We start from the raw sequence: 25684 nt of genomic DNA, 5'->3' as shown, positions 1-25684 counted from the left end.
GACTGTTACGTGATTCGCAGTATTAATCGTACTGGCGCGCTGTTGATGGCGCTTATTCTTTCTGGCTGCGTGCTAAAACAGCAGCAACCTGCCCCCGTTGAACCCACTCAGCCTGTGGAGCCGGTTCAGCCTGTTCCTCAGCCGGAACAACCGGTACAGCAACCGCAACCTGTTCCACAACCGCCTAAGCTGGTGACCATTAACTGGGATGCCAGCGTTGAGCCGTTGGTTGCGCAGATGGTCCGTGCCGCCACCGTTACACCGGGCAGCGTGTTGCTGGTCGATCGCATCAAAAACAGCACCAATGGTGCGTTGCAGGGTGAAAAGGCAACGAACGCTATTCAGAACGCGCTGAATAACAACGGTAAGTTCAGCCTGGTGTCATCAGAACAACTGGCGCAGGCGAAACAAACGCTGGGGCTGTCGCCGGACGACAGCCTGAACTCGCGCAGTAAAGCGATTGGCCTGGCCCGTAACCTGAACGCACAGTACGTGCTTTACAGCACGGCGAAGGGCGACGTAAAAGCACCGACCTTACAGATGCAGCTCATGCTGGTACAGACGGGCGAAATTATCTGGTCTGGTGACGGTGTCGCCCAGAATTAATGCGGCGTTTCTGCAACTGATAACAGCAACCATCGGTGAGCAACAGGTCACTGTAACGCCGTTAGCGGGATTAACCGGGCAGAGCTGTCACATCGTCACTCAGCAGGGACGACGTCTTCTCCGTCCGGCGCCACAGCCGCCGATACCTTTTGTTAATCGCCAGCGCGAAGGGCGGCTACTGCGTAAATTACGGCGCAGCGGTCTGGTGCAGGCTCCGCTGGCAGCTAACCGCCATGGCATTATTCTGCCCTGGCAGGAGGGCGAGGTCATGAGCGATGCCGGGTTTCGTGCCGGGCGGCGTCAGGTCCTTGCGCTACTGCAACAGCTTCATCAGCAGCCGCTCACCGGTTATCGTTTATCTCTGTTGCCCTTGCTCTGGCAATACTGGCAGCGTTGCCAGCAGCGACAACACCGCTGGTTGCGTCAGCTACAACGGCTAACGCAGCAAGGCGAGCCGCGGCCATTACGGCTTGCTCCTCTGCATATGGACGTGCATCCTGCTAACCTGATTCAGTCAGAACAGGGGCTGCACCTCATTGACTGGGAATATGCCGCAGACGGCGATGTGGCGCTTGAGCTGGCCGCCGTCTGTTTGTCGGACCCGACTCAACAGATCTACTGGCTGCGTGACTATGCGGCGCTCATGCAGTTACCGCTGGCCTCACTGCAGCGGCAGGTTTCACGCTGGCAGCCCTGGCTGCATCTGTTAATGGCCAGTTGGTATCAACTGCGCGCTGAACAGAGTGGCGATGAGCATTTACAACAGCTGGCTCAACAGAGCTGGTCACAGATTTAACGGCGTTACGCCGAGAGACAGGATTCAGGTTATGACAACACGTTTTCCCGGCCCCTTAATGCTGGACGTTGAAGGTTTCGAACTGGATGCGGAAGAGCGCGAGATCCTCCGCCATCCGCTGGTGGGGGGACTGATATTATTCGCCCGTAACTATCACGATCCCGCTCAGTTGGCGGAACTGGTGCGTCAGATTCGTGCGGCCTCGCACACACGTCTGGTGGTGGCGGTGGACCAGGAAGGCGGCCGCGTACAGCGTTTTCGTGACGATTTTACTCAGTTGCCAGCCATGCAGTCTTTTGCGGCGCTCAATGATATGACCACGGCAGGCGAGCTGGCTCAGCAGGCTGGCTGGCAGATGGCGGCCGAAATGATCGCCATGGACATTGATATCAGCTTTGCCCCGGTGCTGGACATCGGCCATATCAGCGCCGCCATCGGCGACCGCGCTTTCCATGAAGATCCGGCTATTGCGCTGGCGATGGCGCGACGTTTTATTGCCGGTATGCATGAGGCGGGGATGAAAACCACCGGGAAGCATTTTCCTGGTCACGGGGCGGTCAGCGCAGATTCCCATAAAGAGACGCCGCGTGATGACCGCAGTGAAGCCGTACTGCGTGAGCACGACATGGCGATATTCCGCACGCTGATTAGTGAGCAGGCGCTGGACGCCATAATGCCCGCGCATGTGATCTATACAGAAGCCGATCCGCTGCCTGCCAGCGGCTCGCCTTACTGGCTGAAAACGGTGCTACGCCAGGAGCTGGGTTTCAAGGGCGTGATTTTCTCTGACGATCTCTCAATGGAAGGTGCGGCGGTAATGGGCAGCTATGCTGAGCGTGCACAGCAGTCGCTGTCTGCTGGCTGCGACATGATTCTGGTCTGTAACGATCGCCAGGGCGCGGTGAGCGTAATGGATAATTTGACCTTGATCGAGGCGGAACCGGTTGTGCAGTTGTACCATCGGGGCACCTTTAGCCGGGACAGCCTGAAGGCCAGTAGCCGCTGGAAACACAATGCACAGCAGTTGAGTGCATTGCAGGAACGCTGGCTGGCGCATAAAGCAGCCTTGTAACGCCAGGCGGTAAACACAGGTTGCCCGGCATGATGACCCTTAAGGATAACCATGATTATTTATCTCCACGGTTTTGACTCCTCAAGTCCGGGCAACCATGAAAAAGTGCTGCAACTGCAGTTTATTGACCCCGATGTCAGGCTCATTAGTTACAGTACGCGTCATCCCAAACATGACATGCAGTTTCTGCTCAAAGAAACCGATAAAATCCTCAGCCTGAGCGATGACCCAAGCCCGCTTATCTGTGGTGTCGGACTGGGCGGATACTGGTCAGAGCGAATTGGTTTTTTATGTGCGATTCGCCAGGCCGTTTTCAATCCCAATCTGTTCCCACATGAAAATATGGAAGGCAAAATAGACCGGCCGGAAGAGTACCAGGATATCGCCACCAAGTGCGTGAGTGACTTTCGTGAACGCAACCGTGACCGCTGCCTGACGATTTTATCCCGCCATGATGAGCTTCTCGACAGCCAGCGCACCGCTGCCTTGTTAGATCCTTACTATCCGATTGTCTGGGACGAAAGCGAAAGCCACAAGTTCCGCAACATCTCGCCGCATCTGCAACGTCTGAAAGCCTTCAAAACTGCGGATTAACGTATCAGGCACCCAGGCGGTGCCCGATCGCCTGACCGGTTCTGCCAGGAACTGTCTGCTAAATTTGATGTACATCAATTTTCTGAGGCTCCACTCTGCCCGCCATGCTATTCTGCCTGCAGATAGCGAAATTATGTCGCCAACCATATGTTTATTAAGGTTTAATTTAACCATTGATTAACTTTTGGTTCACAATTTAAGGGGGTCTTTGTTGACTACATCTGTTAAGAAAATTGTTATTGTGGGCGGTGGTGCCGGCGGCCTGGAAATGGCCACGCAGTTAGGGCATAAGCTGGGACGTAAAAAGAAAGCCGAGATTATCCTGGTCGACCGTAACCACAGCCATCTGTGGAAGCCGCTGCTGCACGAAGTGGCGACCGGATCAATGGATGAAGGCATTGATGCCCTGAGCTATCTGGCGCATGCCCGTAACCACGGTTTTCAGTTCCAACTGGGCTCGTTGACCAACATCAACCGTGAGAAAAAAGTCATCCAGTTGGCCGAAGTCGTCAACGCTCAGGGCGAAGTGTTAGTGCCTGAGCGCGAGCTGGCTTACGACACGTTAGTGATGGCGCTGGGCAGTACCTCAAACGACTTCGGCACGCCGGGCGTTAAAGATCACTGCATCTTCCTCGACAGCCCGCAGCAGGCGCACCGTTTCCATAATGAAATGCTCAACCTGTTCCTGAAATTCTCTGCCAGCGAAGGTGCGGTAGAGAAGGTTAACATTGCCATTGTCGGCGGAGGCGCAACCGGCGTTGAACTCTCGGCAGAACTGCACAATGCGGTTAAGCAACTGCACAGCTACGGCTACAAAGCGCTGGGCAGTGAGGCGCTGAACGTCACGCTGGTGGAAGCGGGCGAACGTATTCTGCCAGCCCTGCCGCCGCGCATTTCGTCCGCGGCACATCAGGAGCTGTCCAAACTTGGCGTGCGCGTAATGACACAAACGATGGTGACCAGCGCGGAAAAGTTGGGCCTGAATACCAAAAGCGGCGAGTTTATCGAAGCGGACTTAATGGTCTGGGCGGCGGGCATAAAAGCCCCTGACTTTATGAAAGCGATCGGCGGACTGGAAACCAACCGCATCAACCAACTGGTGGTGAAAGAGACGCTCCAGACCACCCTGGATGAAGATATCTACGCTATCGGCGATTGCGCCTCCTGCGCCTTACCCGGTGGGGGATTTGTGCCGCCGCGCGCCCAGTCCGCTCACCAGATGGCTTCCTGTGCGCTGCATAACATCCTGTTGCAGTATCAGGGCAAGCCACTTAAAGCGTATGTCTACAAAGACCATGGTTCGCTGGTGTCCCTGTCACGCTTTAGCACCGTTGGAAGCCTGATGGGCAATCTGATGCGAGGTTCCATGATGATAGAAGGGCGCATTGCCCGGTTCGTCTATATCTCTCTTTACCGTATGCACCAGGTGGCGTTGCACGGTTATATCAAAACCGGGCTGATGATGGTGGTAGGCAGCCTTAACCGGGTCATTCGTCCCCGTTTGAAACTTCACTAAACGCATCAGTAAGATTGTTTTTAACCCGCTGATTTCACTATTAACTTCCCTGAAGATAATGAAATCAGCGCGGTATTTTAGCCTGTATCGACTGCTCAGAACTCTCCTAAAAGGTGGCACTAAGCCCTCCTGCACGATTTTCTTCCCATTATCTGATATTGCAAAAGCTTTACATCTGTAAAACTTATCTCAACCAAACGGCGAGTCGCGCACGTCGGTTCTGCCAGAGCTGTAAGGGATATCCCAGCGGCAGGAATGCGCGGTAACACTTTCAGGAGGAACTTCCTGTGAATAAATCAATGTTAGCGGGTATCGGTATTGGCGTGGCAGCGGCACTGGGTGTTGCCGCCGTAGCAAGCATTAACGTGTTTGATCGCGGTCCTCAATACGCACAGGTGCTGTCAGCAACACCTATTAAAGAATCGATTAAACAACCGCGTCAGGAGTGTCGTAACGTGACGCTGACGCACCGTCGTCCTGTTCAGGATGAAAACCGTATCGCCGGTTCAGTTCTGGGTGCGGTAGCCGGTGGTGTTCTGGGCCATCAGCTTGGCGGTGGTCGTGGACGCGACGTCGCAACGGTAGCCGGTGCGCTTGCGGGCGGTTATGCGGGCAACCAGGTTCAGAGCGGTATGCAGGATCGTGATACTTACACGACCTCTGAACAGCGTTGTAAAACCGTATACGACAAACAAGAAAAAATGCTGGGCTATGACGTCACCTACAAGATCGGCGACCAGCAGGGTAAAATCCGGATGGAAAACGATCCCGGTACGCGTATCCCGGTAGACCGTAACGGACAGTTAATCCTGAACGGCGATAAAGCATAAGGGACAAGGGCAAAGATTGCCGCATTGCGGTCACACAGCACAGTATGAAACTCAAAAGCGCATCCATGGATGCGCTTTTTTTATGGCTGAGGATTGTGCGTTAACCGAAAAGGTTGCCTGATTCGCCAGCCTCACGGCGCGTTAAAAAACCGTTGCCAGCACGGTTCTGCGATGAGCCGAAGCGGGATCAGCCGGGATAATACAGCTTTCACTCCTTTTTAGTCGGCAAGGTCGCAGCATTAACCAGCCAGCGCCGCACGGCCACCTCATCCTCAGGGGACAACCCGGACAGCAAACCGGCCTCTGCCGACTGCACGGCGGCTTTACTGCGTGCCAGCACCTGCAATCCGTCATCCGTAAGACCAATGATCTGGATTCGGCCATGCTCGTCGTGTGGGCGACGGTGGATCATGCCCGCCCGCTCAAGGTTGCTGACAATCACGCTCATTGTCTGCGGCGTCAGTAGCGACAGCCGGGCCAGTTCCGCGCCCGATGCACCCGGATAGGCAGCGAGCATGGTCAGTACCGAAAACTGGGGCAGGGTAAGGCCGGTGGCTTTTAAGGCATTTTCCATCCGTATCTTGTGAACAGCATGTGCCTGGCGGAGCAGGTAGCCAATGTGGCCTTTCGTGCCTCGCATACCTTCTCCGGGGCCTGGCAGCGGCAGATTGTGCGATCCTGACTTGCGCATAATATAAGAACTCTTATATTGTTGTTCGAGTTCTTATATTAACAGACAGGATTATTTATGACATCGCATTCTCACAACCGAAGTGACTGGTCCACGTTTGAGCGGGCGGCGCCGGAAGTTGTCGCTGCCCTGAGCATGCTGGGCAAGGCGGTTGACAACGCTGGCCTGGATAAGTCATTGACTGAATTGATTAAGCTCCGGGCGTCACAGCTTAATGGCTGTGCCTTTTGCCTGCAGTTTCATCTCAACATAGCGCGTAAAACAGGGCTGGCTGCGGCCAAAATCGATCTGGTAGCGACGTGGCGCGATGCAGGCATTTACACCGAGCGTGAAGCGGCGGCGCTGGCATGGACCGAGGCGTTAACCCTCATGTCACAGCAGCCGGTGCCGGACGCGTTGTACGATAACGTCAGCACCCTGTTTACGCCGCAGGAGGTGATGTTCCTGACCTCGGCAATTGGGGCCATCAATGCCTGGAACCGTATCGCAGGTGCGCTGCAGTTTGCCCCGCCGCTGGCCCGATAAAGAAGATTTGGGCAGCGCCTTACACGCGCAATTTCTGTGAAAGCCGCACAGGCTCAATAACTACGCGGGAATTCAGGCAAAAAAAAGCCGCCTTTGATTAAGGCGGCTTTATGCACGCACTGCGGTGCTGTTCGCCATCTGGCGGGCTAGGAGGCGATACGGTTTTCCATTAGTTGGGACATAAACGACTGCACCCACTCCATCCGCACCTTGCGTTCTGCCAGTTCACGGGTGAAGCGCAGGCGCGTCGGGCCTTCAAGCTTCCACTGCCGCGCATCTTTTTGCAGCAGGCCGATCAGCCAGGCCGGGTCCACGCAGTTCTGCGGCGCGAAATCGAAATAGCCACCTTTATCGCTGGCTTCGATTTTACGCACGCCAAGAGCCTTGGCTTTCATCCGCAATACAGCGATATCCAGCAGATTACGGGCCGGATCGGGCAGCAGTCCGAAGCGGTCAATCATTTCTACCTTCAGTTCCTGCAACTCATCTTCTGCTTCGGCACTGGCAATGCGTTTATACAGTGACAGGCGAGTGTTGACGTCCGGAATAAAGTCTTCCGGCAGCAGCGCGGGCATCCGCAATTCGACTTCCGTCTGGTTGCTGGTGAGATCTTCCAGTGACGGTTCCCGACCCGCTTTCAGGGCATCAACCGCATTTTCCAGCAGTTCCATATAGAGTGAAAAGCCCAGGGTTTCCATCTGACCACTTTGCTCTTCACCTAACAGTTCCCCGGCACCACGAATTTCCAGATCGTGCGTGGCCAGTGCAAAGCCTGCGCCCAGATCCTCCAGTGATGCGATGGCTTCCAGACGTTTTTGCGCGTCGGTTGTCATGGCTTTCGGGTGCGGGGTCAGCAGCCAGGCATAAGCCTGATGGTGTGAGCGGCCCACGCGCCCACGCAACTGGTGCAGCTGCGCCAGCCCGAAGTGGTCGGCACGCTCAATCACAATGGTATTGGCGGTTGGGATATCAATACCGGTTTCAATAATGGTGGTACACACCAGGACATTGAAACGCTGATGATGGAAGTCGTTCATCACCCGCTCCAGGTCGCGCTCGCGCATTTGCCCATGACCGATGGCAACCCGTGCTTCTGGTACCAGTTCCGCCAGCCGCTGAGCGGCTTTCTCAATATTTTCGACATCGTTATACAGGTAATAAACCTGCCCGCCGCGCAGGACTTCACGCAGAATCGCCTCACGGATAACCAGATCGTCATATTCCCGCACAAAGGTTTTTACCGCGAGTCGGCGCGCGGGCGGTGTGGCGATAATGGACAGATCGCGCATCCCGCTCATCGCCATATTCAGCGTACGCGGAATGGGCGTGGCGGTCAGCGTCAGGATATCGACATCGGCGCGCATCGCCTTAATGCGTTCTTTGTGGCGAACGCCGAACCGATGCTCCTCGTCCACAATCAGCAGGCCCAGATCGTGCCACTTGATATCGCTCATCAGCAGCTTATGGGTGCCGATAAGAATATCGATCTTGCCTTCGCTGGCTTCCTGCAATATCTGATTCTGCTCTTTGGCGCTGCGGAAGCGGGACAGCATTTCGATACGCACGGGCCAGTTGGCGAAACGGTCGCGGAAGTTATCATAGTGCTGCTGCGCCAGCAGCGTGGTCGGCACCAGCACGGCAACCTGCTTATTGTTTTCTACCGCCAGGAAGGCGGCACGCATAGCCACTTCCGTTTTACCGAAGCCCACATCGCCGCACACCAGACGATCCATCGCCAGCGGCTGGCACATATCGCTCAGCACGGCATTGATGGCCTGGGCCTGGTCGGGCGTGGTTTCAAACGGGAAGCTTTCGCAGAAGAGCTGGTACTGCTCGCGGTCGTGCTTAAACGCATAGCCGGTTTTTGCCGCGCGCTGCGCGTAAATATCCAGCAGCTCGGCGGCGACGTCACGCACTTTCTCGGCGGCTTTCTGGCGGGCGCGTGACCAGGCATCACTGCCCAGCTTATGCAGCGGCGCGTTTTCATCGGCACCGCCCGCATAGCGGCTGATTAAGTGCAGCGAGGAAACCGGCACATACAGCTTGGCATCGTTGGCGTAGGAGAGCATCAGGTACTCCGCCTGTATGCCGCCCGCTTCCAGCGTGGTCATGCCGATATAGCGCCCCACGCCATGCTCAAGGTGCACCACCGGCTGACCGGGGTGCAGCTCCGCAAGGTTGCGGATCAATATGTCCGGATTAATGGTGCGACGCGTATCCTGACGGCGACGGCTGATGCGCTCGCCCAACAGATCGCTTTCACAAATCAGCGCCAGGTTGCCTTGTGTATCCACAAAGCCACGCTCGCTGGCACCGATCATCAGGGTATGCTGCCCAGCGCTGACTTCATTCAGATGATGAATCGGCTTGGGGCGCACTTTAATCCGCGCCAGTAGCTCTTGCAGGCTTTCGCGGCGACCTTCGCTTTCCACGGAGAACACCACACCGCCGCTGAACTGCTCCAGGAACTGGCGCAGGTTATCCAGCGGGGCTTTCGCCTGCGCCTGAACCGATAAATCCGGCAGGGATTCATAACCAAGGTTGGTATTGGCAGCTTTCGCTGGCAGAACGTCGTGGGTCATACGGATGCGCGGCCAGGCTTTCAGCTCACCCATTAATGCATCCGGGCGCAGCCACAGCGTGGCAGGCTCAAGTAGCGGACGCATGGGGTCAACACGGCGATTTTCATAGCGCGCGTTGGCATCATTCCAGAATCGTTCTGCCCCGCCTTCCAGATCACCGCAGTTAACAATCAGGGTGTTGTCGGGCAAATAGCTAAACAACGAAGGTAAAGGCTGTTCAAAGAACAGCGGTTGCCAGTACTCGATACCGGCGGGCAGGGTGCCTTTGCTCACCTGCTGATAAACATGCTCGGCCTCACGGCGCACATCAAAAATTTCACGCCAGCGGCTGCGGAACAGCTCAATGGCGTTCTTATCGCTGGGAAATTCGTGAGCCGGCAGCAGATTAATCGCGGGAACGGCTTCCAGCGTGCGCTGGCTGTCGACGTCAAACAGGCGCAGGCTGTCGATTTCGTCATCGAAGAAATCAATGCGGTAAGGTTGCTCGCTGCCCATTGGGAACAGATCGAGTAAAGCACCACGGGTTGCGTACTCACCGTGCTCCATCACCTGATCCACATGGCGATAACCCGCCTGCTCAAGCTGATCGCGCAGGCGATCGCGTGACAGTTTCTGGCCCTGTTGCATGACCAGTGCATGACCGTGCAGGTAGCTGTGCGGACAAACGCGCTGCATCAGCGTGTTCACCGGCATAATCAGCATGCCGCGCTGCAGGGTGGGCAGTTGGTACAGGGTGGAAAGGCGTGCCGAAATGATGTCCTGATGCGGCGAGAAGCTGTCGTAGGGCAGCGTCTCCCAGTCCGCGAGATGCGCGACCGGCAAGTCGGTAAACTGACGGATCTCGTCCAGCAGATGCAGGGCGGTTTGTGTATCGGGTGTGATCATTAACACCGGACCAGCATGGCGCTCGGTAATGCTGGCACACTCAACCGCGTGCGCAGCGCCAGTCAGCTGGCCGAGCTGGCGGTGATCGCCAGATTTCACGGGCAGGGTATAGCGAGTCGGTTCGGACATGAGATCTCGAGGTTGCTCCATTTTTACCAGGGCGTAATCATTCCATAATACGCCATGGGGATCACCTCTGCGGGAGATTTTTTCTACCGCTTCGCCTTAAAGCAGGCGTGACTAAAGGGTTGCTGTGTGTAAATCTTTTTTGCGAACAACGTTCGCAGGAAAGTCAAACGGGTACATCAGAGTAACGTTCATTGCCGTCATCTCTTTACGGTAATGATTATATCGGCTCTCACGCTGCATCATCGTACGATTAACATCATCTTTATAGGCTAATCCTGTGCATCAACCCGCTGATAACCTATTCTGATACAACTTTGCAGCAGACTCAGAGGGTTAGAGGTTTCATAAAGTGAGCCGCTCCTTTATCATCCTCTCTACTTATTTTCCAGCAACTGTACATTGGATTCCATGTATCAACCTGTCGCGCTATTTATCGGTCTGCGCTACATGCGCGGAAGAGCTGCAGACCGTTTCGGTCGCTTTGTCTCCTGGCTCTCCACCATTGGTATCACGCTTGGCGTGCTGGCAATGATTACTGTGCTGTCTGTGATGAATGGTTTCGAGCGAGAGCTTGAGGGCAACATCCTGGGCCTGATGCCGCAGGCGCTGGTGACCAGCGACAAAGGCAGCATTAATCCTCAACAATTCCCGGCATCCGACCTGAAGCTTAAGGGGATTAACCGCATCGCGCCGTTAACCACGGCGAACGTGGTGTTGCAAAGCTCACACAGCGTTTCGGTTGGCGTGATGTTAGGCATTCAGCCGGATGAAAAAGACCCGCTGACGCCTTACCTCGTGAACACGCAGCAAAGCGTGCTACAGCCGGGGCAATACAAGGTGATTCTGGGTGAACAGCTGGCCTCGCAACTGGGCGTCAAACGGGGTGACATGCTGCGCTTGATGGTGCCGTCCGTCAGTCAGTTTACACCGATGGGCCGCGTACCGAGCCAGCGTCTGTTTACCGTTGCCGGAACCTATGCGGCTAACAGTGAAGTCGATGGTTACCAGATTCTGGTTAATCAGCAGGATGCCTCACGCATCATGCGTTATCCGGCGGGGAACATTACCGGCTGGCGGCTGTGGCTGGATAAACCGTTACAGGTTGACAGCGTCACTCAGCAGGCCTTACCGCCTGGCATGGTGTGGAAGGACTGGCGCGAACGCAAAGGGGACCTGTTCCAGGCCGTGCGCATGGAGAAAAATATGATGGGGCTGCTGCTGAGCCTGATCATTGCCGTTGCCGCCTTTAACATTATTACCTCGCTGGGCCTGCTGATTATGGAGAAGCAGGGCGAAGTCGCTATCCTGCAAACGCAGGGATTAACCCGTCGTCAGATTGTCGCCGTCTTTATGGTGCAGGGTGCCAGCGCCGGCATTATCGGCACGCTGCTCGGTGCGCTGCTTGGCGTGCTGTTAGCCAGCCAGCTTAATCATCTGATGCCGGTCATTGGCCTGTTCCTGGATGGCGCGGCGCTGCCCGTCGATATTAATGTGTGGCAGGTCGTCACTATCGCCTTTAGTGCAATGATTATTGCGCTGCTTTCTACGCTTTACCCTTCATGGCGCGCTGCCGCCGTCCAACCCGCTGAGGCTTTACGCTATGAGTAACTCTCCTTTGTTGCAGTGCCGTGACCTGTGCAAACGCTATCAGGAAGGCAGCGTGCAGACCGACGTGCTGCGCAATGTGACCTTTGATGTGCAACCCGGTGAACTGATGGCGATTGTCGGCAGTTCGGGTTCAGGGAAAAGCACCTTGTTGCACCTGCTGGGCGGGCTGGATGCGCCCACCTCGGGCGAAGTGGTGTTTGACGGTCGCTCACTGAACGGTATGTCATCGTCTGCCAAAGCGGAGCTGCGCAACCGCGAACTCGGGTTTATCTATCAGTTCCACCATCTGTTGCCGGACTTTACCGCGCTGGAAAATGTCGCGATGCCGTTACTGATTGGCAAAGTGACCAAAGGCGAAGCGCAAACCCGCGCGCGGGAGATGCTGGCGGCCGTGGGGCTGGAACATCGTGCGGCGCATCGCCCGTCAGAACTCTCCGGGGGAGAACGCCAGCGCGTGGCTATCGCCCGTGCACTGGTTAACCGCCCGCGCCTGGTCATGGCCGATGAGCCGACCGGTAACCTGGATGCCCGCAACGCCGATGCTATTTTCGAACTCTTAGGTGAGTTGAATGTGCGTCAGGGCACCGCGTTTCTGGTGGTGACGCACGATCTGCATCTGGCGAAACGCATGTCGCGGCAGATGGAGATGCGTGACGGTCAGTTAAGCGACCGGATCATCCTTGCAGGAGCTGTCTGATGGGATCGTCGTTATCGCTGCTGTTGGGGCTGCGTTTTAGCCGTGGCCGCCGTCGGGGAGGAATGGTTTCACTGATCTCCGTTATTTCAACCATCGGGATTGCGCTGGGCGTGGCGGTATTGATCATTGGTCTCAGCGCCATGAACGGATTTGAGCGTGAGCTAAACAAGCGCATTCTGGCCGTCGTGCCGCACGGTGAAATCGAAGCCGTCAATCAGCCTTTTCAGCGCTGGCAGTCGATGATTGCGCCCATTGAGCAGGTTCCCGGCATTGCGGCGGCAGCACCCTACATTAACTTTACCGGACTGATTGAAAGTGGCGCAAAAATGGAAGCGCTGCAGGTGAAAGGGGTTGATCCCGCACAGGAGCCGCGTTTAAGCGCGCTTCCGCAGTTTGTCACTGACAATGCCTGGTCGACCTTTGCGCCGGGTAAAAAGCAAATCATCCTGGGTGGCGGCATTGCGCAGGCGCTTAACGTTAAGCAGGGCGACTGGATCACCATCATGATCCCGAATAATGATGGCGATAATAAGCTCCTGCAGCCCAAGCGTATCCGGCTGCAGGTCAGCGGCATTCTGCAGCTGAGCGGCATGTTGGATCACAGCCTGGCCTTAGTGCCGCTTGCTGACGCACAGCAATATCTGGATATGGGCGACAGCGTCACCGGCATTGCCCTGAAAATGAACGATCCCTTCCAGGCGTCAAAACTGGTACGGGCGGCCGGAGAAGTGACGCACTCTTACGTCTATATCAAAAGCTGGATTGGCACCTACGGCTATATGTACCGCGATATCCAAATGATTCGCGCCATCATGTATCTGGCGATGGTGCTGGTGATTGGCGTTGCCTGTTTCAACATCGTTTCCACGCTGGTTATGGCGGTGAAAGACAAGAGTAGCGACATTGCCGTACTGCGCACGCTGGGTGCCAAAGACGGGCTGATCCGCGCCATTTTTATCTGGTACGGCCTGCTGGCAGGCTTACTGGGTAGCGTAAGCGGTGTGGTGGTCGGCGTGCTGGTGGCGCTCAACCTCACTTCGCTGATGAAAGGGCTGGAATCCCTGACCGGTCACCATTTGTTAGCGGGCGATATCTACTTCATCGACTTCCTGCCGTCTGAATTACACTGGCTGGACGTGTTTTCGGTGCTGATTACCGCTATTGTGCTAAGCCTGCTGGCGAGTTGGTATCCGGCGCGGCGCGCCAGTCGTATCGATCCCGCTCGCGTGCTGAGCGGACAGTAAGCGCGTCATGCGGCACCCTGGGCGTCGCATGACTGATCCGCGCTGACAGCAGGGCGAATTAACGTTACACCGATCACCGGGCCCGATTGCCCTAAATATATTGACCCGCGGTGGCTTTTTTTTTGCGACCGCACCAGGAGACTTTATGCGTACACCTCGTCGCCGTTTACGACTTGCCCGCCTGAAGAAAACGCGCCGGAAAGTGCATCAGCGCTTTCGTCAGCGTATTTTCGAACGCGATCGCCAGGCCGAGCTGGCGGCGCACCCGTTGCCGCGAATCGTTGTCTTAACGGGTGCTGGGATATCTGCAGAATCGGGCATTAACACGTTTCGTGCCGCCGACGGATTGTGGGAAGAACACCGGGTTGAAGATGTCGCCACGCCAGAAGGCTTCCGGCGCGATCCGGCCCTGGTCCAGCGTTTTTATAACGCTCGCCGCCAGCAGTTACAGCAGCCGGAAATTCAACCCAATGCCGCCCATCTGGCGCTGGCCGAGCTGGAGCAGGTGCTGGGCGATAATTTTCTGCTGGTCACGCAGAATATCGATAATTTGCACGAGCGCGCGGGCAACAGCCGCGTGCTGCATATGCACGGTGAACTCTTAAAAGTGCGCTGTGCCAGCAGTGGTCAGGTTATCGACTGGCAGGAGGATGTGACGCCAGACGATCGCTGCACCTGCTGTCAGTTTCCCTCGGTGCTGCGTCCGCACGTCGTCTGGTTTGGTGAAATGCCGCTCGGCATGGAAGCGATCTACCAGGCGCTGGAGCAGGCGAACCTGTTTATCGCCATTGGCACCTCGGGCCATGTCTATCCGGCCGCCGGGTTTGTCCACGAGGCAAAACTGCAGGGCGCCCATACGGTAGAGCTGAACCTGGAGCCCAGCCTGGTTGGCAATGAATTTGCCGAAAGTCACTATGGGCTGGCCAGCGACGTGGTGCCTGCCTTTGTACATAAACTGTTGCACGGGCTACACAAATAAAGCATCACGCCACGGAATAAACAGCGGACCGTTCGCCCGCTGTTTATTCCGTTTCCGGTAGCATTCCGTCATTCTCTGTTTTCCTGATCGCCTCAGCGATACCGCCATATCATGTTGTTATCGCTCGCGATGATTCGGTTTACGCCGCGCTTAACCTGTCCCTGTTCAGCTCACGTTCTGCCCGCGGTGCAACCGGCCCTGTTTTCGCACAGTTGGCACTCAACAGGCTGCGGCGAGGGAAAACCTGAGCAACGTGCCGCAAAAAAACAGCCATTGCAGGGTTTTTTATGCCCGTTGGCATTCTTAATTTGCCGCAGCAGGGCTAACCTGAACGATAATGATTTGACGCAACGCGACCTCTTGCCCGTCTGTTAATAATAATTGGCGGCAATTTTTAAGGATGATATATGAAGCAATTACTTGAACGCTTTTTGCGTTATGTGGCAGTGGAAACTCAGGCGAAACCTCAGGCGCGTCAGGTGCCCAGCAGCGAAGGGCAATGGATGCTGGCCCGTCAGCTGCAGGAAGAGCTACTGGCGTTGGGCTTTGTGGATGTGAGCCTGAGCGATCACTGCTGCGTGATGGGCACATTACCGGCAAACGTTGACTGGCCAACGCCGGTTATCGGTTTTATTTCACACATGGACACGTCGCCGGATTTTACCGCGAAAAATGTCAATCCGCAGATCATCGAAAATTACCGGGGCGGCGATATTGCGCTGGGGAATGGCGATGAAGTGCTGTCGCCAGTGATGTTTCCGGTATTGCATAAGTTGATCGGACACACGCTGATTACCACCGACGGTAAAACGCTGCTGGGTGCCGATGACAAAGCCGGTATTGCAGAGATTATGACGGCGATGGCGCGGCTGGCAGAAAGCGATATTCCGCATGGCGCGATTCGTGTCGCCTTTACGCCGGACGAAGAAATTGGTCGTGGGACATCGCATTTCGATGTCGAAGGCTTTGCGGCTGACTGGGCTTATACCGTTGACGGCAGCGATGTGGGCGAGTTCGAATACGAAAACTTCAATGCCGCCTCGGCGTTGGTCAAAGTGGTCGGTAATAACGTCCACCCCGGCTCCGCTAAAAACGTGATGGTTAACGCGCTGGAGCTGGCAACCCGTTTCAATGCCGCGCTGCCTGCTGGCGAGAAACCGGAGTGCACGGACGGTTATGAGGGCTTCTTTCATTTGCACCAGATGAAGGGCACGGTCGAGCATGCTGAAATGCACTACATCATCCGTGATTTCGATACTGAAGCCTTCGAACAGCGCAAAAACACGCTGCAACAGGTGGCGGCTGACATTAACAAGGGATTACATCCGGACTGCTCTGTTACCGTGGAGATCAGCAACAGCTATCGCAACATGCGCGAAAAAGTCGAACCTTTCCCGCATATCATTGAGCTGGCGCTGCAGGCGATGCGCGACTGTGGCATCGAGCCGGTGGTGAAACCGATTCGTGGCGGCACAGACGGTTCGTCGCTGTCATGGAAAGGGCTACCTTGTCCTAACCTGTTTACCGGTGGCTACAACTATCACGGCAAACATGAATTTGCCTCGCTGAATATTATGGCGCAGTCGGTGGATGTGATTGTCCGTCTGGCCGAGCTGGCGGGACAGAAAAAAGCCTGAATAAAAAAGGCCGCGCTGTCCTGAATGGAACAACGCGGCCTTTACATCCGTCGTAACGGACGAGGGCTTATTCGGCGCTAAAAAACCAGTAACCGGCGTTCACCAGGCCAGCGATCTGTGCCAGCACGGCAGGATCGTCCAGCGCATCACCCAGATCCGCAAGGGCGATTTCATGGTTATGTGCCAGCACGGTCATCACGGCCGGGTGCGCGCACTCAACTCGTTCACCGTTGATATAAACGGCACTGCCCAGCGTCAGAACACGTAAGCCGCCAAGGCGAGACAGGACATCACCCTGCTGCAGCGCATCGTAGATCTCATCCGGCTGGTAAGGCGGTTCTGGCGGTGCCACGTCGAGTTCATGACGGGACTGTGAAATAAACTCACCTAACCATTGCTCAAAGTGTTCCGGCTGATTCACGACATCCAGCATCACTTTGCGCAGGCCTTCAACCTCCTGCGGCAGAATCAGCGACGGGCAATCACGCGTGGGCACATCCGGATCGCTGTAACGCAGGCTGCCCAGTTCATTCGCCAGCGCGTAATCGGCAAAGCCGCTAATCAGCTCACGCCCGCTTGGTGCGCGGAAACCGACCGAGTAATTCAGGGCATTTTCCAGCGAGTAGCCTTCATGCGGGAACCCCGGTGGAATATACAGAATATCGCCCGGTTCCATCTCTTCATCGATGATGGCGTCAAACGGCTCAACCTGAAGCAGGTCTGGATGAGGACAGTGCTGTTTCAGCGGTACTTTTTCCCCGACCCGCCAGCGGCGACGGCCGGTGCCCTGAATGATAAAGACATCATACTGGTCAAAGTGGGGGCCAACGCCACCGCCGGGTACCGAGAAGGAGATCATCAGATCGTCTAAACGCCAGTCCGGCAGAAAGCGGAAAGGACGCATCAGCGCGGCGGAAGGCTCATGCCAGTGATTCACCGCCTGTACCAGCAGTGACCAGTTGTTTTCACCGAGGTGATCATAACTTTCAAACGGACCGTGGCTGACCTGCCACTTGCCGTTTTGCTGGCTGACCAGACGGCTGTCGACCTCATTTTCCATGGCTAATCCCGCCAGTTCATCAGGCGAGAGGGGATCGATAAAGTTCTTGAAGCCACGCTTCAGCACCACCGGGCGTTTTTGCCAGTAACGCTGAATAAAATCGGGCCAGTTGAGATCGAGCTGATAATCCATAAAGAGATTCCGCTAAGGGCTGTAAATACCTGCCAGTATAACAGCCCATAGCCTGAACTACTCGCGGCGATGTTCCATTTCCTGACGCTCAAACACCACTTCCATGCGGGCACCGCCCAACGGACTGCTGGAGGCGATAACCTTACCGGCGTACTGTTCGAGAATATCGCGCACCACCGCCAGCCCCAGCCCCTGACCGGGACGCAAGGTATCCGCACGCTGCCCGCGCACAAAAATCATGTCGCGTTTGCTCTCAGGAATGCCCGGACCGTCATCATCAATATAAAGGTGCAAGGCGTGCTCGGTTTGATGGGCGCTGACTTCGATAAATTCCAGACAGTATTTGCAGGCGTTATCCAACACGTTACCCAGCACTTCCATAAAATCATTTTGGTCGCCGAAAAAGGTGGTTTCCGGCGAGATATCAAGGGTGATTTCCACGCCTTTGCGCTGATAAACCTTGTTCAGGGCCGAACACAGGCTGTCCAGCAAACCTGATACCGAATGCAGATCGCGCTGCAGGGGATTGTGATCGGCCTGCATGCTGGCACGGTGCAGGTAATATCCTACCTGCTGCGAAATGCGGCTGATCTGTTCCAGCATGATCGGCTCGGCCTTTTCCACCGTCAGCTCTTTACCCCCGCGCAGCGAACGCAGCGTACTCTGTAACACCGCCAGCGGGGTTTTCAGACTGTGGGTTAAGTCAGCCAGCGTCGTGCGGTAGCGGGTGTAACGCTGACGCTCATTGGTCAGCAACAGGTTAAGGTTGCGTACCAGCGAGCGTAACTCCTGCGGCGGATTATCGTCCAGGTTTTCACGCTGCCCGGTTTCCAGCTCGCGCACCTGAAGCGTTAAGTGCCCAATCGGACGCAAACTCCAGTGTGCCGCCAGCCAGAGTAACGGCACGATTAAAATCAGGTTAGCCGCCAGCACATAGCTGAACCATGACCAGACCACATCGGAATGCTGAAGCTCCTGCGGAATGGTATCGACCACCACAATGGTTAAGGCGGGCAGGTTTGTCGTGGCGTCATAACGGTTTACCGCCACCGAGTGGGTAAAGGTGTCCTGATCGTCGTCGTCATTATCCCAGGCATGAAGCTGCTGCTGCGCGCTAAGGTTATCGCCCATGGCGGCCCGGCTGGTACTGGTGCTGGTGTCTATTTCATAAAAATCGGGCTTTAACAGCCATTCGGGTTGGATCTTTTCACGAATTTCCGGCACATCGCGCTGTTGCCAGAGCAGCTTGCCATGTTCATCGTAAATAAACACCAGGGTGGGGAAATTGAGCATGGTGCGCTCAGGCTGGGCGATGGTGAGCTTATTATCTTTCCACTGTGCCAGGGTAAAAAATAAATTGCTCTCGCCGCGCATGACGCGATAGGTGGTTTTATCAAAACTCACCACGTAACCAATGACCGCAACCATGCCATAAGAAAGGGAGAGGATTAATACAATGGCTGCGGAGGCCAGTAAGAAGCGCGTCCGCAGCGAGATAGGGCGATAGCGTTTAAACCACGACATCATCAGAGATCAAAGCGGTAGCCCTGGCCGCGAACGGTAGCGATAACTTCATCAGAATGCAGCGCAAGAATTTTTTTACGCAGGCGTCCCATTAATACATCAATCGTGTGGCTTTCACGTAACTCTGCATCGGGATAAAGCTGCAGCATGAGGGAATCTTTACTCACGACTTTGCCCGCATTGCGAATTAATGTTTCGACAATCGTATATTCAAACGCGGTCAGCTTAACGGGATGGTCGTTAATGGTGAGTTCGCGACGGGATAAATCGACCTGAAAAGGGGCCATAGCAATAATCTGCGAGGCATGACCGCTGTTGCGGCGCATTAATGCCTGCAAACGAGCGGCGACTTCCTCAATATGAAAAGGCTTCGTCACATAATCATCTGCACCGGCTTCCAGCGCTTCCACTTTCGCCTGCCAGCCTTCACGCGCGGTCAACACCAGAATAGGCTGACGCACCGCGTCATTGCGCCAGCGGCGAATTAAAGACATGCCGTCTTCGTCGGGTAATCCCAGATCAACCAGCGCAATATCGGGCAGATGTTCCTGGAGGAAATAATCGGCTTCTTTGGCATCTTCAGCAGCATCAACCTGATGACCCATTTCTCGCAGTTGTACCGAAAGATGGTGGCGCAGCAGGGCATTATCTTCCACAACCAGAACACGCATAGGATTTCCTTTAGCATCAGATCGAAACGAATTTTAATAAGTATATGCGAAATGAACTAAACAGCAGGTTAACGCAGACCGGCGGGAACCGGTCTGCAAAGAGGATATTATTTCAGATCGTCAACCATCTGTATCGCGCGGCCAATATAATTTGCCGGGGTCATCTGTTTTAAGCGAATTTTTTCTTCTTCCGGTAGCGCCAGGCTGTCGATAAAGGCCTGCATACCGGCCGCATCAACGCGTTTGCCACGAGTCAGTTCTTTCAGCTTCTCATACGGTTTTTCAATACCGTAGCGGCGCATCACGGTTTGAATCGGCTCTGCCAGGACTTCCCAGTTGTGATCCAGTTCGTCGAGCAGGCGATCGCGGTTCACTTCCAGCTTAGAAATGCCTTTCAGGGTCGCCTGATAGGCTATCAGCGCATAACCGACGCCCACGCCAAGGTTACGCAGGACGGTAGAGTCGGTGAGATCGCGCTGCCAGCGTGAAACCGGCAGTTTGCTTGCCAGATGCTGCATCACTGCGTTTGCCAGGCCCAGATTGCCTTCTGAGTTTTCAAAATCAATCGGGTTAACTTTATGCGGCATGGTCGATGAACCAATTTCTCCCGCAATGGTTTTCTGTTTGAAGTGGTTGAGCGCCACATAACCCCAGATATCGCGATCGAAGTCGATCAGGATGGTGTTAAAGCGGGCGATACAGTCAAACAGCTCGGCAATATAGTCGTGCGGCTCAATCTGGGTGGTATAAGGATTCCAGGTAATGCCCAGCGAGGTCACAAACTCTTCGCTCAGCTGATGCCAGTCCGCTTCCGGGTAAGCGGCGATGTGGGCGTTATAGTTACCGACGGCACCGTTGATTTTCCCTAACACGTCAATCTGCGACAGCTGGCGCAGTTGGCGTTCCATGCGGTAGGCCACGTTAGCCATCTCTTTACCCATGGTAGAGGGCGTTGCGGGCTGACCATGGGTGCGTGACAGCAGAGGGATATCACGGTATTCCTGCGCCAGACCTTTTACTGCGGCGATCAACTGCTGCCAGTAAGGCAGGATGACATCGCGGCGCGCCGTTTCCAGCATTAAGGCGTGAGACAGGTTATTAATGTCTTCAGAGGTACAGGCGAAGTGAATAAATTCAGACACCGCATGCAGTGCAGGCACGTCAGCGACTTTTTCTTTCAGGAAATATTCAACGGCTTTTACGTCATGGTTGGTGGTGCGCTCGATGGTTTTAATGCGCGCCGCATCCGTTTCGCTGAAACTGGCAACGATTCCGTCAAGGAAAGCGTTTGCGTCCGCATCAAATGCAGGAACTTCCTTGATCTCTGCGGTCGCAGCCAGTTTTTGTAACCAGCGAACTTCAACCTCAACGCGGAATTTCAGCAAACCAAATTCGCTGAAGATCGCGCGTAGCGGGCTGACTTTATCGCCGTAACGACCATCGACAGGTGAGACGGCGGTCAGAGAGGATAATTCCATCAGTGCAACTCCTGATTTATTTAACGGTGTTTGCCCCACGGACTCAGTAAGTCAGTGGCAGGCGGGATAATAGGGCTTTGGCTTCGCGCAGTAAGCGTTGGCGCGAAAACATCAGTTGCAGTCGGCCTCCGCCAACCTGCTGCCACAGTACGGCGGCACGAATACCGGCCAGCAGCGTGGCGCGAACTTTGCTTTGTAACAGGGAATTCTGCAGGACGGCCGGCGAGCCGGTGACCTGAATACGTGGGCCGAGTGGGCTGATGACATCGACATAAATGCCCGCCATCGCGCTCAGAATGGTGTCAGATTCCAGTTCATAATGCGCCAGCTGGCGATCGAGTTGGCTGATGCGCTGGGCCAGCGTGGTCATGGCCTGCTTGTTGGCGTTGAGCTTACGCTCCAGCACCATCAGGCTCAACGTGTAACGGGTCAGCTCGGCGCTGGCACCTTTACGGTTGCTGCTGTTCAGCACCGCCATCAGGGTTTCAAGCCCAAGGCGCAGGTTGGCTTCATTGTTACCGAACACCGCCAGCGTGGATGCCGGATTAAGATCCAGTACACTGCGCAGGGAAACCGTCAGCGCTTCAGGCTGGCAGTGCCCCTGATTCGCGAGCTGCTGAACCAGATGGGCAGCCTGGCAAATGCCCGCCAGCGCAAGGGTAATTTCCTGATAGTTTTTTGCCACGGTCACTCCAGTTTACGCGTTATTAGCGCCGGTATTATGCGGCAACCCAAGGCAAACGTTCTTCAATGATGCCGCCACCCAGGCAGACATCACCAAGGTAGAACACCGCAGACTGCCCCGGTGTTACCGCGGCAACCGGTTCGTCGAACTGGACTTCAATTTTGTCATCGCCCTGCGGAATAATCTCGCAGGGGATATCGGTCTGGCGGTAGCGGGTTTTAACCGTACAACGCAGCGGGGCGCTAACCGGAAGGCGATCCACCCAGTGCAGTTGCTGAGCAATCAGGCCCACCGACATCAAACGCGGATGATCGCCGCCCTGCGCCACGATTAAGCGGTTACGCGCGACATCTTTATCAACCACGTACCAGGGATCGTCTTTGCTTTCTTTCATGCCGCCGATGCCCAGCCCTTTGCGCTGGCCCAACGTATGGTACATCAACCCCTGGTGCTCACCGACAATCTGGCCATCAACGGTTTCGATTTCACCCGGTTGAGCGGGCAGATAGCGTGCCAGGAATTCGCGGAATTTGCGTTCACCGATGAAACAAATGCCGGTAGAGTCTTTTTTCTTTGCCGTGATTAATTCCAGCTGTTCAGCAATGCGGCGCACTTCGGGTTTTTCCAGCTCGCCCACCGGAAACAGGCTTTGGGCAATTTGTTCATGACTGAGCGTGTAGAGGAAGTAGCTCTGGTCCTTGTTACCGTCCAGGCCGCGCAGCAAATGGCTACGCCCGTCGATATCCTGACGGCGGACATAGTGTCCGGTGGCAATAAAGTCTGCGCCGAGATCTTCTGCGGCAAACTCCAGAAACGCTTTGAATTTAATTTCTTTATTACACAGGATATCGGGGTTTGGCGTGCGGCCCGCCTTGTACTCTTCAAGGAAGTGCTCAAAGACGTTATCCCAGTATTCTGCAGCAAAATTTACCTTGTGCAGTTTAATACCAAGTTTGTCGCACACGGCTTGTGCATCCGCCAGATCGTCAGCGGCGGTACAATACTCCTCGCCATCGTCTTCCTCCCAGTTCTTCATGAACAGGCCTTCTACCTGATAGCCCTGCTGTTGCAGTAACCAGGCGGAAACGGAAGAATCGACGCCGCCGGACATCCCGACGATCACTTTTTTCTGGCAGTTATCAGACATCACAAGCTCGCAAAACAATAAAACAGGCGGCGCATTCTATCACGCTGAAGTCGGGTGCGCACCTGCATGAAACGGCCAGTTGAACGGGCTGATCAGGTCTAACGGGTAGCGCACGCCCTGTTGCCATCTGCGCACGCTCTCTGCCACTAACGGCGAACGCAGGTTAGACGCCGTCAGTATCTGCTCTGGCGCCAGCCACCAGCAGCAATCAATGTCGCTGTCCTGCGGCGCGGTGGGCAGGGTGGTGTCCAGATCCAGACCAAACAGAAACCGCACAAAAGGCGTATTATCGGGGGCAATCCACTGGTTAATACCAATAAAATACTCCACAGCGGCCTCAATACCGGTCTCTTCATAGAGTTCACGCTGCGCGGCTTCCAGAAGGGTTTCGTCCGCTTCCAGATGACCTGCAGGTTGATTCCAGGTTGCCACGCCGTTCACCCGTTCTTCAACAACGAGCAGTTTACCCTGAGCCTGGACCAGACAGGCTACGGTGACATGCGGTTTAAACATCAATCCTCCGGAATTGTTAACTTGAAGTTATGGAAATGATAACAGTGCTTAGACTAAGGTGCTGATATCACGCCATTCGCCAGGGGCCAGATTATCCAGTACAAAGTCACCCATCGCATAGCGCACCAGGCGCAATGTCGGGAAGCCAATATGGGCGGTCATGCGTCTGACCTGACGGTTACGCCCTTCAAACAGGGTGATTTTCAGCCACTGCGTCGGTATCGCTTTGCGCTCACGAATGGGCGGCTGGCGTGCCCATAGCCAGTCAGGCTCCGCTACCTTTTCAATGCCAGCTGGCAGCGTAAGGCCATCTTTCAGCGTAACCCCATCCCGCAGTGGCTGCAGATCCTGCTCTTCCGGCACGCCTTCGACCTGCACATAATACACCTTGCCGGTGCGCTTGCCGGGCTGGGTCAGCGCGGCCTGCAAGGTGCCGTCGTTGGTCAGCACCATCAGTCCTTCGCTGTCGCGGTCAAGGCGACCCGCGGCATAAACCTCGCTGACATCAATAAAATCTTTTAACGTGCGGCGGCCGGCTTCGTCGGTGAACTGCGGCAACACATCAAAGGGTTTATTGAACAGGAGCACGCGCCGGACGGCAGGGGGCGATACAGTCTTGCGCTGTACGGGACGGGTTTGTCGGCTGAATCGTTTATTTGGTTGAGAAGTCTGATTAGTTTTTCGCATACGCTTTGCAGTCTGAAACATTCAGCGCATTATAACGCGAAATTGCGGTGATTGGCGTAGCGTCAATATTCAAGTAGTATTGACGCGCATCTTACAAATCATTAACAAAAAATCGCTCGAAGGAGAGGTTAATGGAAAGCAAAGTAGTTGTTCCGGCGGAAGGTCAGAAAATCACCCTGAATCAAGGTAAACTGGATGTTCCAAATAACCCGGTTATCCCTTACATCGAAGGGGATGGTATCGGTGTTGATGTTTCACCAGTGATGCTGAAAGTGGTTGATGCCGCTGTGAAAAAAGCCTACAACGGCGAGCGTAAAATCTCCTGGATGGAGATTTTTACCGGTGAGAAATCGGTTGAACTTTACGGTCAGGATGTCTGGCTGCCGCAAGAAACCCTCGATTTAATCAAAGAATACCGCGTAGCGATCAAAGGTCCACTGACAACGCCAGTGGGCGGCGGCATCCGTTCTCTGAACGTTGCGCTGCGTCAGGAACTTGATCTGTACGTTTGTCTGCGCCCGGTTCGTTACTACACCGGCACACCAAGCCCGGTTAAACGTCCTGAAGATACCGATATGGTGATCTTCCGCGAAAACTCCGAAGATATCTATGCAGGTATCGAGTGGAAAGCGGGCACGGCTGAAGCGGACAAAGTGATCAAATTCCTGCGCGAAGAAATGGGCGTGAAGAAAATTCGCTTCCCACAGAACTGCGGCATTGGCGTTAAGCCATGTTCGGAAGAGGGGACCAAGCGCCTGGTGCGTGCGGCAGTGGAATACACCATCACCAACGATCGTGATTCACTGACCCTGGTTCATAAAGGCAACATCATGAAGTTCACCGAAGGCTCATTCAAAGACTGGGGTTACCAGTTAGTGAAAGAAGAGTTCGGCGGCGAGCTGATCGACGGTGGCCCATGGATGAAGTTCAAAAATCCAAACACCGGTAAAGAGATCGTTGTTAAAGACGTGATCGCTGATGCCTTCCTGCAGCAAATCCTGCTGCGTCCGGCTGAATACGACGTTATTGCCTGTATGAACCTGAACGGTGACTACATTTCCGACGCCCTGGCGGCGCAGGTTGGCGGTATCGGTATTGCACCTGGCGCAAACATCGGTGACGAATGCGCGCTGTTCGAAGCGACCCACGGTACAGCACCTAAGTATGCCGGTCAGGATAAAGTGAACCCAGGTTCCGTAATCCTGTCAGCTGAAATGATGCTGCGTCATATGGAATGGTTCGAAGCCGCAGACCTGATTGTTAAAGGCATGGAAGGCGCAATCGCTGCCAAGACCGTGACCTATGACTTCGAACGTCTGATGGATGGCGCTAAACTGCTGAAATGTTCAGAGTTTGGTGACGCGATTATCGCGAATATGTAATTTAGTCTATGGAC

The 25684-nt window shown here is 55.1% G+C and carries 23 protein-coding genes; 13 read left to right on the top strand and 10 right to left on the bottom strand.

Translation table 11 applies throughout. The features are described 5' to 3' along the window. Positions 1–9 precede the first annotated feature (9 nt). From lpoB to FBY13_RS17680, 6 genes are all read left to right on the top strand, one after another. Positions 10–606 (top strand): penicillin-binding protein activator LpoB, encoded by a 597-nt coding sequence (gene lpoB, locus FBY13_RS17705; protein ID WP_145394782.1) that lies wholly within the window; start codon positions 10–12, stop codon positions 604–606. Further along, positions 590–1402 (top strand): thiamine kinase, encoded by an 813-nt coding sequence (gene thiK / locus FBY13_RS17700; RefSeq protein WP_145394780.1) that lies wholly within the window; start codon positions 590–592, stop codon positions 1400–1402. The genes lpoB and thiK overlap by 17 nt, the downstream gene beginning before the upstream one ends. Before the next feature lie 31 nt (positions 1403–1433). Beyond that, on the top strand, positions 1434–2474 hold the full coding sequence (gene nagZ, locus FBY13_RS17695; RefSeq protein WP_145394778.1) for a beta-N-acetylhexosaminidase: 1041 nt from the start codon (positions 1434–1436) through the stop codon (positions 2472–2474). 51 nt (positions 2475–2525) lie between these two features. Beyond that, positions 2526–3068 carry an alpha/beta hydrolase YcfP gene (gene ycfP / locus FBY13_RS17690; RefSeq protein WP_063879092.1) on the top strand — a complete coding sequence of 181 codons (543 nt, stop codon included), beginning with the start codon at positions 2526–2528 and terminating at the stop codon, positions 3066–3068. Positions 3069–3279: 211 nt separating this feature from the next. Then, complete coding sequence (locus FBY13_RS17685; protein ID WP_074181004.1) at positions 3280–4584, top strand: NAD(P)/FAD-dependent oxidoreductase; 1305 nt, start codon at positions 3280–3282, stop codon at positions 4582–4584. Between the two features lie 287 nt (positions 4585–4871). After that, positions 4872–5414, top strand: coding sequence for a glycine zipper 2TM domain-containing protein (locus tag FBY13_RS17680; protein WP_063879093.1), 543 nt, complete (start codon positions 4872–4874; stop codon positions 5412–5414). A 208-nt stretch (positions 5415–5622) separates the two neighbouring features. Here FBY13_RS17680 and FBY13_RS17675 read toward each other — a convergent pair whose 3' ends face one another. Then, entirely contained in the window at positions 5623–6054 is a 432-nt protein-coding gene (locus FBY13_RS17675; RefSeq protein ID WP_255474504.1) for a MarR family winged helix-turn-helix transcriptional regulator, read from the bottom strand. A gap of 108 nt (positions 6055–6162) precedes the next feature. Here FBY13_RS17675 and FBY13_RS17670 point away from each other — a divergent pair, with 108 nt between their 5' ends. Continuing rightward, entirely contained in the window at positions 6163–6630 is a 468-nt protein-coding gene (locus FBY13_RS17670; RefSeq protein ID WP_145394774.1) for a carboxymuconolactone decarboxylase family protein, read from the top strand. A gap of 146 nt (positions 6631–6776) precedes the next feature. On the opposite strand, the gene mfd is transcribed toward FBY13_RS17670, so the two are convergent. Beyond that, on the bottom strand, positions 6777–10226 hold the full coding sequence (gene mfd / locus FBY13_RS17665) for a transcription-repair coupling factor (RefSeq protein WP_145394772.1): 3450 nt from the start codon (positions 10224–10226) through the stop codon (positions 6777–6779). Between the two features lie 408 nt (positions 10227–10634). Between mfd and lolC the strand changes: the two genes are divergently transcribed. The 5 genes from lolC to pepT all read left to right on the top strand — a co-directional run bounded on the left by lolC (position 10635) and on the right by pepT (position 16391). Continuing rightward, the gene (gene lolC, locus FBY13_RS17660) at positions 10635–11834 is read left to right on the top strand and encodes a lipoprotein-releasing ABC transporter permease subunit LolC (protein WP_109716089.1); all 1200 of its coding nucleotides are present in this window, start codon (positions 10635–10637) and stop codon (positions 11832–11834) included. Continuing rightward, positions 11827–12531 carry a lipoprotein-releasing ABC transporter ATP-binding protein LolD gene (gene lolD, locus FBY13_RS17655; RefSeq protein WP_063879098.1) on the top strand — a complete coding sequence of 235 codons (705 nt, stop codon included), beginning with the start codon at positions 11827–11829 and terminating at the stop codon, positions 12529–12531. The genes lolC and lolD overlap by 8 nt, the downstream gene beginning before the upstream one ends. Next, positions 12531–13775 carry a lipoprotein-releasing ABC transporter permease subunit LolE gene (gene lolE, locus FBY13_RS17650; protein WP_063879099.1) on the top strand — a complete coding sequence of 415 codons (1245 nt, stop codon included), beginning with the start codon at positions 12531–12533 and terminating at the stop codon, positions 13773–13775. Before lolD ends, lolE begins: the two co-directional genes overlap by 1 nt. Before the next feature lie 145 nt (positions 13776–13920). Further along, complete coding sequence (cobB, locus tag FBY13_RS17645) at positions 13921–14754, top strand: Sir2 family NAD+-dependent deacetylase (RefSeq protein ID WP_063879100.1); 834 nt, start codon at positions 13921–13923, stop codon at positions 14752–14754. A 407-nt stretch (positions 14755–15161) separates the two neighbouring features. Next, positions 15162–16391: a peptidase T gene (gene pepT / locus FBY13_RS17640; RefSeq protein WP_063879101.1), complete on the top strand. Its 1230-nt coding sequence runs from the start codon at positions 15162–15164 to the stop codon at positions 16389–16391. Between the two features lie 67 nt (positions 16392–16458). On the opposite strand, the gene FBY13_RS17635 is transcribed toward pepT, so the two are convergent. The 8 genes from FBY13_RS17635 to rluE form a co-directional block, all read right to left on the bottom strand. Then, on the bottom strand, positions 16459–17583 hold the full coding sequence (locus FBY13_RS17635) for a cupin domain-containing protein (RefSeq protein ID WP_145394771.1): 1125 nt from the start codon (positions 17581–17583) through the stop codon (positions 16459–16461). Between the two features lie 57 nt (positions 17584–17640). Then, positions 17641–19107, bottom strand: a complete 1467-nt coding sequence (gene phoQ / locus FBY13_RS17630; protein ID WP_063881149.1) for a two-component system sensor histidine kinase PhoQ — start codon at positions 19105–19107, stop codon at positions 17641–17643. Between the two features lie 2 nt (positions 19108–19109). After that, on the bottom strand, positions 19110–19778 hold the full coding sequence (gene phoP / locus FBY13_RS17625; RefSeq protein ID WP_063879103.1) for a two-component system response regulator PhoP: 669 nt from the start codon (positions 19776–19778) through the stop codon (positions 19110–19112). A 107-nt stretch (positions 19779–19885) separates the two neighbouring features. Beyond that, positions 19886–21256 (bottom strand): adenylosuccinate lyase, encoded by a 1371-nt coding sequence (gene purB, locus FBY13_RS17620; protein ID WP_096012347.1) that lies wholly within the window; start codon positions 21254–21256, stop codon positions 19886–19888. A gap of 43 nt (positions 21257–21299) precedes the next feature. Beyond that, entirely contained in the window at positions 21300–21941 is a 642-nt protein-coding gene (gene hflD / locus FBY13_RS17615; protein WP_096012348.1) for a high frequency lysogenization protein HflD, read from the bottom strand. 34 nt (positions 21942–21975) lie between these two features. Further along, positions 21976–23088, bottom strand: a complete 1113-nt coding sequence (gene mnmA / locus FBY13_RS17610) for a tRNA 2-thiouridine(34) synthase MnmA (protein WP_145394769.1) — start codon at positions 23086–23088, stop codon at positions 21976–21978. A 39-nt stretch (positions 23089–23127) separates the two neighbouring features. Beyond that, positions 23128–23601: an NUDIX domain-containing protein gene (locus FBY13_RS17605; RefSeq protein ID WP_063879107.1), complete on the bottom strand. Its 474-nt coding sequence runs from the start codon at positions 23599–23601 to the stop codon at positions 23128–23130. A gap of 48 nt (positions 23602–23649) precedes the next feature. Continuing rightward, complete coding sequence (gene rluE / locus FBY13_RS17600) at positions 23650–24309, bottom strand: 23S rRNA pseudouridine(2457) synthase RluE (RefSeq protein ID WP_145394767.1); 660 nt, start codon at positions 24307–24309, stop codon at positions 23650–23652. 110 nt (positions 24310–24419) lie between these two features. Here rluE and icd point away from each other — a divergent pair, with 110 nt between their 5' ends. Beyond that, entirely contained in the window at positions 24420–25670 is a 1251-nt protein-coding gene (gene icd / locus FBY13_RS17595; RefSeq protein ID WP_145394765.1) for an NADP-dependent isocitrate dehydrogenase, read from the top strand. The last annotated feature ends 14 nt before the right edge of the window (positions 25671–25684 follow it).

Source organism: Pantoea sp. SJZ147, from assembly GCF_007828605.1.
In the GTDB taxonomy this organism is placed as follows: domain Bacteria; phylum Pseudomonadota; class Gammaproteobacteria; order Enterobacterales; family Enterobacteriaceae; genus Pantoea; species Pantoea allii.
Note: the sequence above shows the minus strand (reverse complement) of the source record. Positions and strands in the feature narration are given on the sequence as shown.

What these genes read in the sequence shown, in the direction of transcription:
- nagZ (WP_145394778.1), top strand. Translation starts at nt 1,434, where the DNA reads ATGACAACACGTTTTCCCGGCCCCTTAATGCTGGACGTTGAAGGTTTC.
- ycfP (WP_063879092.1), top strand. Translation starts at nt 2,526, where the DNA reads ATGATTATTTATCTCCACGGTTTTGACTCCTCAAGTCCGGGCAACCAT.
- FBY13_RS17675 (WP_255474504.1), bottom strand. Translation starts at nt 6,054, where the DNA reads ATGCGAGGCACGAAAGGCCACATTGGCTACCTGCTCCGCCAGGCACAT.
- FBY13_RS17670 (WP_145394774.1), top strand. Translation starts at nt 6,163, where the DNA reads ATGACATCGCATTCTCACAACCGAAGTGACTGGTCCACGTTTGAGCGG.
- mfd (WP_145394772.1), bottom strand. Translation starts at nt 10,226, where the DNA reads ATGTCCGAACCGACTCGCTATACCCTGCCCGTGAAATCTGGCGATCAC.
- lolC (WP_109716089.1), top strand. Translation starts at nt 10,635, where the DNA reads ATGTATCAACCTGTCGCGCTATTTATCGGTCTGCGCTACATGCGCGGA.
- lolD (WP_063879098.1), top strand. Translation starts at nt 11,827, where the DNA reads ATGAGTAACTCTCCTTTGTTGCAGTGCCGTGACCTGTGCAAACGCTAT.
- lolE (WP_063879099.1), top strand. Translation starts at nt 12,531, where the DNA reads ATGGGATCGTCGTTATCGCTGCTGTTGGGGCTGCGTTTTAGCCGTGGC.
- cobB (WP_063879100.1), top strand. Translation starts at nt 13,921, where the DNA reads ATGCGTACACCTCGTCGCCGTTTACGACTTGCCCGCCTGAAGAAAACG.
- pepT (WP_063879101.1), top strand. Translation starts at nt 15,162, where the DNA reads ATGAAGCAATTACTTGAACGCTTTTTGCGTTATGTGGCAGTGGAAACT.
- FBY13_RS17635 (WP_145394771.1), bottom strand. Translation starts at nt 17,583, where the DNA reads ATGGATTATCAGCTCGATCTCAACTGGCCCGATTTTATTCAGCGTTAC.
- phoQ (WP_063881149.1), bottom strand. Translation starts at nt 19,107, where the DNA reads ATGTCGTGGTTTAAACGCTATCGCCCTATCTCGCTGCGGACGCGCTTC.
- phoP (WP_063879103.1), bottom strand. Translation starts at nt 19,778, where the DNA reads ATGCGTGTTCTGGTTGTGGAAGATAATGCCCTGCTGCGCCACCATCTT.
- purB (WP_096012347.1), bottom strand. Translation starts at nt 21,256, where the DNA reads ATGGAATTATCCTCTCTGACCGCCGTCTCACCTGTCGATGGTCGTTAC.
- mnmA (WP_145394769.1), bottom strand. Translation starts at nt 23,088, where the DNA reads ATGTCTGATAACTGCCAGAAAAAAGTGATCGTCGGGATGTCCGGCGGC.
- FBY13_RS17605 (WP_063879107.1), bottom strand. Translation starts at nt 23,601, where the DNA reads ATGTTTAAACCGCATGTCACCGTAGCCTGTCTGGTCCAGGCTCAGGGT.
- rluE (WP_145394767.1), bottom strand. Translation starts at nt 24,309, where the DNA reads ATGTTTCAGACTGCAAAGCGTATGCGAAAAACTAATCAGACTTCTCAA.
- icd (WP_145394765.1), top strand. Translation starts at nt 24,420, where the DNA reads ATGGAAAGCAAAGTAGTTGTTCCGGCGGAAGGTCAGAAAATCACCCTG.